At 45.7% G+C, this 12,559-nt stretch carries 13 protein-coding genes; 8 read left to right on the top strand and 5 right to left on the bottom strand.

Annotated features, from left to right (window positions below; all coding sequences use genetic code 11):
- Positions 1-84 precede the first annotated feature (84 nt).
- Genes GPLA_RS07870 through argE form a run of 3 tightly spaced genes read right to left on the bottom strand, consistent with a single transcriptional unit; the run spans position 85 to position 2,862 of the window.
- On the bottom strand, positions 85-492 hold the full coding sequence (locus GPLA_RS07870; RefSeq protein ID WP_040514196.1) for a methylglyoxal synthase: 408 nt from the start codon (positions 490-492) through the stop codon (positions 85-87).
- Between the two features lie 46 nt (positions 493-538).
- Positions 539-1,681, bottom strand: coding sequence for a Kelch repeat-containing protein (locus GPLA_RS07875; RefSeq protein ID WP_007104332.1), 1,143 nt, complete (start codon positions 1,679-1,681; stop codon positions 539-541).
- A 35-nt stretch (positions 1,682-1,716) separates the two neighbouring features.
- Positions 1,717-2,862, bottom strand: a complete 1,146-nt coding sequence (argE, locus tag GPLA_RS07880; protein WP_007104333.1) for an acetylornithine deacetylase — start codon at positions 2,860-2,862, stop codon at positions 1,717-1,719.
- Positions 2,863-3,204: 342 nt separating this feature from the next.
- On the opposite strand from argE, the gene argC reads away from it, so the two are divergent.
- The 8 genes from argC to GPLA_RS07920 all read left to right on the top strand — a co-directional run bounded on the left by argC (position 3,205) and on the right by GPLA_RS07920 (position 10,877).
- Positions 3,205-4,233 (top strand): N-acetyl-gamma-glutamyl-phosphate reductase, encoded by a 1,029-nt coding sequence (argC, locus tag GPLA_RS07885; protein WP_007104334.1) that lies wholly within the window; start codon positions 3,205-3,207, stop codon positions 4,231-4,233.
- Positions 4,230-5,003, top strand: a complete 774-nt coding sequence (argB, locus tag GPLA_RS07890; RefSeq protein WP_007104335.1) for an acetylglutamate kinase — start codon at positions 4,230-4,232, stop codon at positions 5,001-5,003. Before argC ends, argB begins: the two co-directional genes overlap by 4 nt.
- A 9-nt stretch (positions 5,004-5,012) precedes the next feature.
- Positions 5,013-5,930, top strand: a complete 918-nt coding sequence (locus GPLA_RS07895) for an ornithine carbamoyltransferase (protein WP_007104336.1) — start codon at positions 5,013-5,015, stop codon at positions 5,928-5,930.
- A 34-nt stretch (positions 5,931-5,964) separates the two neighbouring features.
- On the top strand, positions 5,965-7,203 hold the full coding sequence (locus GPLA_RS07900) for an argininosuccinate synthase (protein ID WP_007104337.1): 1,239 nt from the start codon (positions 5,965-5,967) through the stop codon (positions 7,201-7,203).
- A complete protein-coding gene (gene argH, locus GPLA_RS07905; protein ID WP_007104338.1) occupies positions 7,203-8,579 on the top strand; it encodes an argininosuccinate lyase in 1,377 nt (458 codons plus the stop codon). The genes GPLA_RS07900 and argH overlap by 1 nt, the downstream gene beginning before the upstream one ends.
- Before the next feature lie 24 nt (positions 8,580-8,603).
- Positions 8,604-9,914: an amino-acid N-acetyltransferase gene (argA, locus tag GPLA_RS07910; protein WP_007104339.1), complete on the top strand. Its 1,311-nt coding sequence runs from the start codon at positions 8,604-8,606 to the stop codon at positions 9,912-9,914.
- Positions 9,915-9,978: 64 nt separating this feature from the next.
- Complete coding sequence (locus GPLA_RS07915; RefSeq protein WP_007104340.1) at positions 9,979-10,332, top strand: HopJ type III effector protein; 354 nt, start codon at positions 9,979-9,981, stop codon at positions 10,330-10,332.
- Between the two features lie 137 nt (positions 10,333-10,469).
- The gene (locus tag GPLA_RS07920; RefSeq protein ID WP_040514199.1) at positions 10,470-10,877 is read left to right on the top strand and encodes a zinc/iron-chelating domain-containing protein; all 408 of its coding nucleotides are present in this window, start codon (positions 10,470-10,472) and stop codon (positions 10,875-10,877) included.
- Between the two features lie 70 nt (positions 10,878-10,947).
- Here GPLA_RS07920 and GPLA_RS07925 read toward each other — a convergent pair whose 3' ends face one another.
- Together GPLA_RS07925 and GPLA_RS07930 are read right to left on the bottom strand one after the other, a co-directional pair.
- Positions 10,948-11,598, bottom strand: a complete 651-nt coding sequence (locus GPLA_RS07925; RefSeq protein WP_007104342.1) for a bifunctional 4-hydroxy-2-oxoglutarate aldolase/2-dehydro-3-deoxy-phosphogluconate aldolase — start codon at positions 11,596-11,598, stop codon at positions 10,948-10,950.
- Between the two features lie 5 nt (positions 11,599-11,603).
- Positions 11,604-12,557, bottom strand: coding sequence for a glucokinase (locus GPLA_RS07930; RefSeq protein ID WP_007104343.1), 954 nt, complete (start codon positions 12,555-12,557; stop codon positions 11,604-11,606).
- Positions 12,558-12,559 lie beyond the last annotated feature (2 nt).

Here is a 12,559-nt window from a genome sequence, read left to right on the forward strand (position 1 = left end):
CGCTTAGCCGCTATTTACGTCCCGCGAGTAGCGGCATTGAATAATAAGCCATACCACTGCATACATAGACATGGCTTATCCCTATCAGAATTCAGGCATAGCCCTTTCATACAATCCCTCAATGAATAGAGGCGATGTAATCAGCATATCGGCAGTGGATGTGTTGCAGGCTACAGGTAAATTCCACACCGAGCATAAACGTAATAAGGCTTTCACATCAGGATCGTGAGGGGCTGGATTCAAAGGGTCCCAAAAGAAGATTAGGCTGTCTAATTTTCCTTCAGCGATTAAGGCACCTATTTGCTGGTCCCCCCCTAAAGGCCCACTTTTAAAACGCTTTACCGGTAAATTAAGGGCTTCTTGTAACAAGCCCCCAGTAGTCCCTGTTGCAACTAGTGCGTGTTTTTCCAGCTCAGCTTTATGTTCTAACGCCCAGCGGATCAATTCTGGCTTTTTATGATCATGCGCAACAAGCGCAACCGTCTTTTGCATGTTTAACCCCATTTACCTAAATTCAAAATTCATTTTTGCGCATCATTTATAAAACAACACGGTGAACTGCGCTAGACACTCGTTGGTGCTCAACCATTCCGCCAAGGGTTACAAAGTGTTTATCTGCCCCCTTACCAATACGCAAAAGCCCTCGGTGATCCATCGTGCCAGTGCCAACATCCGTGACCTGCCATTTCGAACGTTCAAAATCATAGCGCCACATTTCGCTACTTGGCGTGGCTGGTTCACCGTTATAACCGACACCGTCGTAGTTATAAGGGTTATCTGAGCCTCCCAAAAAGACCGCGGAATGGCTGTCGTTATCACCAACGGCTGCCATACGGTAACGCGCAACAGATGTAGGGTGCTCGATCGTGCGCCAATCAATTTTATTCCTATCAAGCATATCAATCATTCCATGATAACAAGCCGGCTCAGCAGAAAAAGTACGACGTTTATCTGGCTGAGCATCGACCTTCACACCGTCACAGAGCAATATATTTTCGCCAACAATAGCGCCAGCATGACCAAATACCGGTTGCCCTAAAAAAGGCGAACCTTGTTGCCAACTGTCGGTTTGTACATCGTAAATTTGCACCAAATTGATATTACCGTCGTTATGCCATCCGCTAATTAAATAGATATACCGCTGGCGATAAACCAGTGCAACGGCATCATCCACCGGCACGGGTGTAGCGGCAAGAGGATAATACGCATCAGCGATAACGTCATAACGGAAATTGTCCGGACTCGACACCTCATTGTGCGCTTCATCGACCGTATAACCCCCAAATAGATAGGCCATATCGTTGACCCCGACTGCGACACTGGCTAACCGTCCTGACTGCGGTAATGTGGAAGGCACGGCGTTTTTTGCTTGCCAGGCAATTCCATTCACACTTGTGTTATCAGCTTTATCAATGTTTAACGCCCAGGCTTTATTGTGTACCGCCTTGTCGGTTTTCGTTGCCCCTAATCCCATAAAAGACAATAAATAACGCCCTTGGGAAGTCACCACTTTTGCCACCGCATTATTCGTTACCGGCTCAGGTAAATCAGGGTAACCGACTAAACTCGGTGATAAAGCACTGGCGGTGTTTATGTTGCCGTCAGAAGACCTGTGGTGAACAGAGATTTGAGGGTTTACGGCACAACCTAATACACTGAATCCAAAAGCACAGATGAACATCAAGCGTGTATTATTTCCTCGCTCAAATGACCCCATCAGAAGCAGACTTGTTTGATGAAATTGCGCAGCAAAGTCACTGTTGGGTCAACATAGTGCAGGGAAATAAACTCATCTGGTTGATGAGCTTGCTCAATACTACCCGGTCCTAATACTATGGTGTCACAACCTAATTGGTTGATAAACGGCGCCTCAGTAGCGTAATTTGCGCTAACGGGCTCAAATCCTGTCAATTTCTGCGCTAATTCTAAGATCCCTTGCTCATTGCGACACCCAAACGCCGGGGCCGTTTCATACATAGCTTCACGAGTAATTCGCTGGGGATATTTTTGCATCAACGGGGCCAAAGCCTCATCAATCATGGCAATCGCTTCTATATCACTTAGCGAAGGAATAGCACGCAAATCAAAATTTAGCTGGCAGTGTCCACAGATACGATTTTCACCGTCCCCACCATGAATATGACCAAGGTTCATCGTGACTTCCGGCACACTAAAAGCATCATCGCGATATTTCTCCGATAGCTGCTGTTTCAATGCGATCAACTTGCCAATGGCTTGATACATGATTTCAATCGCATTGACGCCCTTCGCAGGATCGCTGGAATGCCCGGCTTTTCCTTCAATATTCAAACTGTGGCCCATGTGCCCCTTGTGTTTGTATATAGGTTTTAGTTCGGTGGGCTCGCCAATAATCGCCATGTCCGGTTTAATTAATTGCTGCTCGACGAAAAAACGCGCCCCAGCCATGGATGTTTCTTCGTCAGCTGTGGCCAAAATATAAAGCGGTTTCTTTAAATTTTTAAGAGGAATGTCTTTTATTGCCTCTAAAATAAAGGCAAAAAAGCCTTTCATGTCACAGGTACCTAAACCATACAGCTTTCCGTCAGCCTGCTGGGCGTTAAATGGATCAAATTGCCACTTGTTGTCATCAAATGGCACAGTGTCAGAATGTCCAGATAATAGTAGTCCGCCCTCTCCGCTACCAATTTTAGCCAGCATATTGTACTTATTTCGAGCGTTTGGTACTTGTTGAATACTTATGTCGAAGTTGTAATCACTAAACCATGCTGCAAGCAAATCGATAATAGTACGGTTAGATTGGTCTAAATCTGCGCTAAAAGCGCTGATAGACGGTGTTTTGATGATATGTGCATAACGTTCTAAAAAAGACAAAGATGGCATAACCAAACCTTTAAATAATTATTCATTTTATTTGCATAAATATATAACACATGGCATACTTATCGCCAACATGGTTTAGCTACTTAGGCAAATACGCTTTTAGCTCAATTTATTCATACATAATATCTTAATTTGGTTTAATTACGCATATGAATTCTATTACATCACAGTTTGATTCCCTGCCTAGCTTCGCCAGCATGTTGTATCGACGATAAGTCGAGGTCTGATGCGTTTAGCTCACCCAAGACCTTTAGTATTTGCTAAAGGTCTTGGGTGTTTTTTTATTTTTGTCACCTTTGTTTAGCAAATTAAATCATTACGATTAATAGAGATATACGTTTTATGATCAAAACTTGTATTGTCGGCGCCAGTGGATATACCGGTGCCGAATTAGCCTCTTTAGTGCAACGCCACCCACGCTTTGAATTAAATGCCTTATATGTGTCAGCACAAAGTCAAGATGCCGGCAAAAAACTCGGTGATGTGCACGGTTATTTGTTCGCGCAAGTGAATTTACCGCTGACGCCTTTGAATGATGACGCTTTGCATTCATTGGCGAATGAAATGGATGTCATTTTTCTTGCCACTCCCCATGAAGCTAGCCACGACTGGATGCCCATTTTGTCTTCAGGCAAAGCCGTGGTGTTCGACTTATCAGGCGCATTTAGGCTAAAAGACCAGCAGGTATTCGAACAGTACTACGGTTTTGCCCATCAACAACCCGCTTGCCTAGAAAAAGCGGTTTATGGTTTGGCGGATTGGTTTGCAAAAGACATTAAGACTGCCGACATCGTTGCCGTGCCGGGTTGCTACCCCACGGCTTCACTAAGCGCATTAAAGCCATTGCATGATGCAGGTTTTATAGCAGATGGCCATTTACCGATTATCAACGCTGTATCTGGTGTGTCTGGCGCAGGTCGTAAAGCGGCCATGGCCAGTAGCTACTGCGAAGTCAGTCTGCAAGCTTATGGTGTATTAGGTCATCGCCATCAACCTGAAATCAGTGCTTATTTGGGTCGCGACGTTATTTTCACTCCACACTTAGGTAATTTCAAACGTGGTATTTTGGCAACCATTACCGTTAAAGTAAACGCAGATGTCAGCCCAGAAGCCATTGAGAATGCCTTCAATCAGGCCTATAAGAACCATGCTATTGTGAGACTTCGCAACACTTGGCCTAAGCTGGACGATGTCGTTGGTACGCCACATTGCGATTTATTCTGGAAATTAGATACGCACAAAGGCTACCTAGTCATTACTAGCGCTATCGACAACCTGCTCAAAGGTGCAGCATCTCAAGCCTTACAATGCGCCAACTTGCGATTTGGTTACGCATCACAGCTAGGTTTAGTGCATGAGGTATCGGCATGAAACCACTCGTAATTAAAGTCGGTGGCGCATTTATGCAAGCCACTGCTGAAGCGCTGCAATTGTTGGCTGTTATTAAACAGCTTCAACAAAGTCGCCCTGTCGTTCTTGTGCACGGTGGCGGCCCTATGGTTGAACAATTATTGCAAGCCTTGCAATTCACCAGTACCAAAGTCAATGGTTTGCGTGTTACACCACCAGAGCATATGCCTTATATTACTGGGGCCTTAGCGGGTACTGCAAATAAACAACTGTGCGCTTTTGCTATTCGTGCGAATGCTACCCCCGTTGGTTTATGCTTAGCCGATGGCGCTATGACGAGTTGTACAATCCTTGACCCAGCGCTTGGCGCAGTGGGCGTAGCGAAAGCAAATTCACCAACTATGTTGAATTTATTGCTCGAGGCGAATATCCTGCCGATCATCAGCTCAATAGGAGCCGATGAAAAAGGTAACTTACTCAATGTAAATGCCGATCAAGCAGCAACCGTTATTGCGCAGCTATTGAATGCCGATTTGTTGTTGTTGTCGAATGTACCTGGTGTGCTGGATCACAACAAAGCGCTGATCAGTCAGTTGACGGCCCACGATATCGAAGGGTTAGTATCAGCTGGCGTGATCAAAGATGGTATGCAAGTGAAAGTTGATGCCGCACTTGATGCCGCAACAAGTTTACAGCGTCCCATTACAATTGCGAGTTGGCAAACACCAGAGCAACTCTTAGGATTGCTGGCGGGCGACCCCGTTGGCACTACCATAATCCCAAATATTTAAGGTACCTCCATGAAAAAGGATCTACTATCGTTCACTGATTGGTCAGCAAAAGACCTCAATGCACTATTGCAACTGGCTATCACGATTAAGAATAATCCGGCTGATTATCGCCATGCCCTCGCAGGCAAATCAATTGTTGCTTTGTTCGAAAAGCCATCGTTACGTACCCGTGTCAGTTTTGACATTGGTATTAATAAATTAGGCGGACACCTCGTTTATTTAGACAGTCAATCGAACAAATTAGCGGGCCGTGAAGACACCAAGGACATGGGTAATAATTTGGCATGCTGGGCTGACGCTATTGTTGCGCGGGTTTTCGCTCATTCAACCTTAGAAGAATTAGCCAGTGCCGCCAAAGTACCTGTCATCAATGCATTATGTGACATGTATCATCCCTGCCAAGCCATGGCCGACTATTTGACATTAACCGAACGTTTTGGCGATTTAAGCAAAGTTAAACTCGCGTATATCGGTGATGGTAATAATGTGACCCATTCTTTGATGATAGTAGGTGTCACACTTGGTTGTGAAGTAGTGGTGATCACCCCTGCTGGCTACGAAGTTGATCCAGCCATAGTGAAATTAACCGAACAAAAAGCTGAACAAAACGGTGGTAAGTTAATTATCAGTAATGATGTTGAAGCCGCAAACGGTGCTCATGCACTTTACACCGATACTTGGCTATCAATGGGCGACGATACCCCACTTGAAACCATCAAGCAGGCGTTTGGTAAGTACAAAATCGATGAAGCGATGATGCAATCGACTGGCGCCCAGTACGTAATGCACTGTCAACCTGCCCATCGTGACTTAGAAATTAGCGGCACCTTGATTGATTCAGAGCAATCCATTTTGATGCAGCAAGCAGAAAATAGAATGCACGCCCAGAATGCTATTTTAGTGCACCTTCTCGGCGGCGCAGTTTAACCCCATTTAACAATATTTATTTTAGGTACAGACAATGAGCAAGAAAAACATCAAAAAAGTGGTACTAGCCTATTCAGGTGGTTTAGATACGTCAGCCATCATTCCTTGGTTAAAAGAAAACTACGATTGTGAAGTGATCGCATTTGCAGCGGATGTAGGTCAAGGCGACGAAGAATTACAAGGGCTACGTGAAAAAGCTATCAAAACCGGCGCTAGCGAATGCTACATAGTCGACTTAAAAGAAGAGTTTGTATCTGACTACATCTACCCCACTATCACTACTGGCGCGGTGTATGAAGGTCAATACTTGCTTGGTACGTCTATGGCTCGCCCAATCATTGCTAAAGCGCAAGTTGAAATTGCCCGTAAAGTCGGCGCGGATGCCCTATGTCACGGCTGTACCGGTAAAGGTAACGACCAAGTACGTTTTGAAGGCACCTTTGCTGCATTAGCGCCTGAGCTGACCGTTATAGCGCCGTGGCGTGAGTGGGACATGGTTTCACGCGAAGACCTATTGGCTTACTTGGCCGAGCGCGACATCAAAACCACCGCTTCAGCAACTAAGATATACAGCCGCGACGCAAACGCATGGCATATTTCACACGAAGGTGGTGAATTAGAAGATCCTTGGTGTGAGCCGAGTAAAGAAGTGTGGACCATGACGGTTTCGCCAGAAGATGCACCCAATACCCCAGAGCGAGTTGAAGTGAGCTTCGAGCAAGGCCGTATGGTAAAAGTAAATGGCGAAGCCCTTAGCCCTTACCAGTGCTTAGTTAAATTGAATGAACTCGCTGGCGCTCATGGTGTGGGCCGTATCGATATCGTTGAAAACCGTTTAGTCGGTATGAAGTCCCGTGGATGTTATGAAACTCCTGGTGGCACAGTAATGCTTACGGCATACAAAGCACTAGAAAGCCTAGTATTAGATAAAGCAGCGCTTAAATATCGTGAGCAAATTGGCTTAGAATTCTCACATGTTATGTATGACGGACGCTGGTTCACGCCGCTTAGCGACGCTCTACTCGCTGGCGCGGCAAGTTTTGCTGAGCAAGTAACCGGCGACATAGTGGTCAAGCTTTACAAAGGCCAAGCCACTGTTACCCAACGCCGTTCACCGAACAGCTTATATTCAGAAGATTTTGCCACGTTCGGCGCTGATGATGTATACGATCAAAGCCATGCAGAAGGCTTTATTCGGTTATACAGTTTATCAAGCCGTATTAGTGCGCTTAATAAAAAAGGCGTTCCGTTTAAAAATACAGGTATCGAATAATGAGCTTGTGGGGCGGACGTTTTCAAGACGGCAGCAGTGCGATGTTTCGCACTGTTAACGACTCATTACCTTTCGATAGAGTGTTAGCGAGCCAAGACATTCGCGGCTCAATTGCTTGGTCTCGTGCCATTGCCAAAGCTGGTGTGCTGACCCAAGACGAGCAGCAACAGCTTGAAGAAGCACTTAATGCTTTATTAGTTAAAGCGGATGCCGGTGAACTGGATTTTGATGCTAGCAGTGAAGAAGATATTCACAGTTTCGTTGAAGCGACATTAATTGAACAACTCGGTGATGTGGCACGTAAGCTCCACACCGGCCGTAGTCGTAATGACCAAGTTGCCACTGATTTTCGCTTATGGACCCGAGAACACGTTGAGTTATTGGTTGAAGATGTGCAAGCGGTGATTGGCTCTTTAGTGGGGAACGCTGAAGCGAACCAAGATGTTATTTTGCCTGGTTATACGCACTTACAGCGCGCTCAACCCGTACGTTACCCGCACTGGTGCTTAGCCTACGTTGAAATGCTAAAGCGTGACTTAAGCCGTCTGCAAGATCTAAAGGTTCGCTTGAACCAATGCCCACTGGGCAGTGGTGCATTAGCTGGAACAACCTACCCAATCGATCGTCAAGCCATCGCTGAAGAATTGGGTTTCGATAGCCCCTGTATCAACAGCTTAGATGCTGTGTCAGATCGTGATTACGTATTAGAATTGTTGTTCGTTGCCAGTACTAGCATGATGCATTTGTCGCGCATGGCCGAAGATTTGATTTTCTACAACTCCGGCGAAGCTGGCTTTATTCAACTCGGTGATGCCGTCACCTCTGGTTCATCCTTGATGCCCCAGAAGAAAAATCCTGATGCGTTAGAATTAATGCGTGGTAAATGTGGTCGTGTATTTGGCAGCTTACAAGCCATGCTCGTGACCATGAAAGGTTTACCTCTGGCGTACAACAAAGACATGCAAGAAGATAAAGAAGGCTTGTTTGACGCCACCAATCAATGGCATATCTGTTTGCGTATCGCCTGTGAAGTCATCGACAGTATTAAGCTAGACAGTGAGCGTTGTGCCAAAGCAGCCCGTGAAGGTTATGCCAATGCAACTGAGTTAGCAGATTATTTAGTCGATAAAGGCATTCCATTTAGAACAGCCCATGACATTTCAGGCCGTGTGGTACTCGATGCGCTTGAGAAGAAAAAAGCCATCGAAGAACTAAGCATTGCCGAGCTTAAGGTTTACTCACCAGTGATAGAGGATGACGTATATCCTGTTCTTCAACTTGAGTACTTGGTTAATAAGCGCGACATTCTTGGCGGAACAGGGATAAAACCTGTGCTGGCGGCACTGGCGAACGCGAAAGCATCGCTGATTAAATAGTGGTGTAAAGTGTAAGGAAAACACGTGGTACTTTCACACAACGACAGTGTAAAACTATTTCGCAACTCAGCGCCTTATATCAATGCTCACAGGGGTAAAACCTTCGTATTGATGTTTGGCGGAGAAGCGGTTGAAGACGCAAATTTTGCCAATATCATTCAAGATATCGCCCTGCTCAATAGCTTGGGTGTACGCCTAATTTTGGTTCACGGCGCGCGTCCACAGATTGATCAACGTGTAGCGCTTCGCCATGTTGAGCCGCGTTTTTCTGACGATTTACGCATCACCGACAAGCAAACCTTGGAATGCGTTAAAGATGCGGCGGGTTCGGTGCGCTCGCAGATTGAAGCATTGTTGACCATGGGGTTAGCAAATTCCCCCATGCATGGTGCACAAATACGGGTATGCTCCGGTAATTTAGTGGTTGCTATGCCAATTGGCGTGCGCAACGGCGTAGATTACGAACATACCGGTTTAGTGCGGCGCATTGATGTCACTGGTATTAATGATCACCTTGACGATGGCTCTATTGTGTTACTGCCACCTATGGGTTACTCCCCCACAGGTGAAGTCTTCAATTTAAGCCATGAAGATGTGGCCACTAATGCCGTCAAAGCACTTAATGCCGACAAGCTGATTATCTTTTCTGAACAAGACGGCTTGGTAGACGAAACGGGGCGTTTGCTGCGCAACATACAACTTAACTCTTTGTACCCCATGTTAGAACAAGCCCATTTCCGTACTGAAAGGCACACCATTCAAACCATTATCGACAGCCTGGAATCCGGTGTAAGCCGTTGCCATTGCGTGAGTTATGGCCAAGATGGAGCGTTATTACAAGAGTTGTTCACCCGTGACGGTGCGGGTTCACTGATTTCTCAAAGCTATTATGAACAGCTTCGCAGCGCGACGATTGAAGATGTGGGTGGCATTTTAAACCTGATTAATCCATTGGAAGAAAAAGGTATTTTGGTCAAACGCTCCCGTGAGATCCTCGAACGAGAAATTGAACAATTTACCATTATTGAGCGTGACGGTATGACAATAGCGTGTGCCGCCTTGTATCCTTACTCAGAAGAACAGTGCGGTGAGTTAGCATGTGTCGCTACCCATTCAGATTATCGTGGTGGTAATCGCGGCGAGAGATTATTGAGTGCTATCCGCGAGCAAGCTAAAGTCCAAGGACTAAAATCGATATTCTGTTTAACAACCGTGACCTCTCATTGGTTTCTAGAACAAGGATTTGTGCTCGCTTCACTGGATGATTTACCGGCTAAAAAGAAATTGTTGTACAACTTTCAACGCAACTCCAAAGTATTTATTTTAACGCTGTAATTGAGCCCTTACAGCGTTATTTCTTTATAAACTTTTCCGTTTTGCGCATCATTCAGGAGCAAATATGACGACTCACGACCTAATCAAACGCGTTCGAACCGAGCCAGAAAATATTGAATTTAGCCAAGTCATTGACGTTATTCATCATGATTACCAATATACCGCGAGCGCATTCAGCAACGGCGACTTAACTAATAAAGCAGGCAGTAACGAAGGCTCATGTAAAATATTTTACTTTGCCCAATTAAACCGACTGACCGAAACCGAGACTCTGGCTTTATTCGGCAAATTCTATCGCCAAGATGTAATGCAACATCCCGATGGCACTGACCACGGTAATATCCGTAATTTTATGGCCACGGGTTGGCAAGGTATAAAATTCGATGCTAGCGCATTAATTGCACTCAATACTGACTAATATATCTACTACACCAAGGGGATGGGCTATAGCTTTACATTCCCTTGCTACGTTCCATATCGAGACGTTATTCAAACGATTTACTCCGGTTCTTGCTACACTGCCCCCTTACGCCTCCTTCATCGTGATGACCTCAATTGAAAGAATGTACCCAATGCGGAAAGTGCTGTACCAAATACAGTGACGGTGGTTTATCAGCAAGCGACGAAGAAATCGATATGTGGCAGCTATTTCGCCCCGATATAGCGGAATATGTTAAAAACGGTTTGATATGGATGGATCCCCAAAGCAAGAAGCAGCTAACACTGTGCCCTTTCTTACGCAAAATACCGGTACCAGCAACTGATACCCATGCAGCCAAAGAAATATACACCTGTGACATCTACTACGATCGTCCTGACGATTGTAAGTATTATCCCGTGACGATAAAGCAGATGCTAAACGATGAGTGCGAAATGCTTGAAGATGCGGACCTGAAAGATCCCCAGAAAGCGCAGCAGAGCCTCGATTTACTGATGGAGGATAGTCGTCCTGCGTTTGATTAACGTGCCTTGCGCTGAGCAGCAGACACAAAAAAGGCCACATCAGTGACCCTTTTAGACACATAACTAAGCGTTATTTGATGCCAGCTGCGCCATCCACCGCTTGCTTAGCTAACTCAGTGATGCGAGCCCAATCACCTGACTCGACTGCATCGTCAGGCGCCAACCATGAGCCCCCAGCACAGCGTACATTAGGCAATGATAGGTACTCAAGATAGTTAGCTGGGCTTATGCCGCCAGTAGGGCAGAATGCGATATCAGGGAAAGGACCACCAATCGCTTTAAGTGCTTTAACACCACCTGAGGCTTCAGCAGGGAAGAACTTAAAGTGAGTGTAACCAAAATCAATACCACGCATTAATTCAGAGATAGATGAGATACCAGGGATAAGGGCGATACCACCTTTATTCGCTGCATCAAGCAAGTCTGATGTCATGCCTGGGCTAATGGCAAACATTGCGCCAGCCGCTTCGACTTCAGCTAATTGCTTAGCGTTGGTGACGGTACCTGCACCTATAATGGCGTCAGGTACTTCTGTGGCAATGGCTTTAATCACGTCCAATGCAGCTTCAGTACGCAAAGTCACTTCCAATACGCGTATGCCACCTGCGATTAGCGCTTTAGCTAACGGCACGGCGTGCTTTACGTCTTTGATAACCAATACGGGAACCAAAGGCCCTTGACTGAAGACTTCTTGTGACGAAACTTTCCAATTTTTTGTCATTGTAGTTAACCTTTATAATGCTGTTGTAGGTATGCCATCGCACCGATCAAACCATGATCAGGCTCGGTAATAATGTATGTAGGTATGCCGGCTACGTAATCTTTAAACCGGCCTTTTGCTTCAAAGCGCGCACGAAATTCACTATGTTGTATAAATTCAACGAAACGTGAAGCGATTCCGCCACCGATATAAACACCACCACGGGTACACAAATTCAGGGCTAAATTCCCCGCAAAACTTCCCATGATGCGACAAAACTGCTCTAGTGTTTCTCGGCACAGTGCGCAGCTGTTATCAATTGCTCTTGAGGTAATATCCGCTGCGTCACTGTACTCTGGCGGTACATTCTTAGCTGCAGCTAATCCTTGATAGATATGGACAATACCTCTACCTGACATCACTTCTTCTGCTGAGGCATGGCCAAGCTTTTTAGTTAAAAAGCGCAGAATAGCAATATCATTTTCGTCTACCGCTGAAAAATCAACGTGTCCACCTTCCCCATCAAGCGCTTTCCATACGCCGTCAGTACAGGTTAAGTGCTCAACACCTAAGCCAGTACCTGGCCCAAACACCGCAATGTTTGCATCAGGGACAGCGTTACCAGGGCCGATTTGTAACTTCTGGCTCGCATCTAGCTTAGGTAAAGAATGGGCTACCGAGGTGAAATCATTGATTACACCCAGCCACTTCAGACCCAATTCACTTTGCACTTCTTTAATAGAAAAAGCCCAAGTGTGGTTGGTCATTTTGACAAAGTCACCGCTAACTGGGCAGGCAATTGCCAAGCACCCAGCGGCAAACTGGGTAGCGGGAAACTCGGAAAAATATTGCTTAATCGCATCACTGACGGTGTCGAAATCGGCACACAGATACTTACGAATTTCAGTCACTTTACCGTCAACAACCTGTCCTAAACGGATGTTGGTGCCACCAATATCTGCAACAAAATTAGTCGTCACGA

Source organism: Paraglaciecola polaris LMG 21857, from assembly GCF_000315055.1.
GTDB classification, from domain to species: domain Bacteria; phylum Pseudomonadota; class Gammaproteobacteria; order Enterobacterales; family Alteromonadaceae; genus Paraglaciecola; species Paraglaciecola polaris.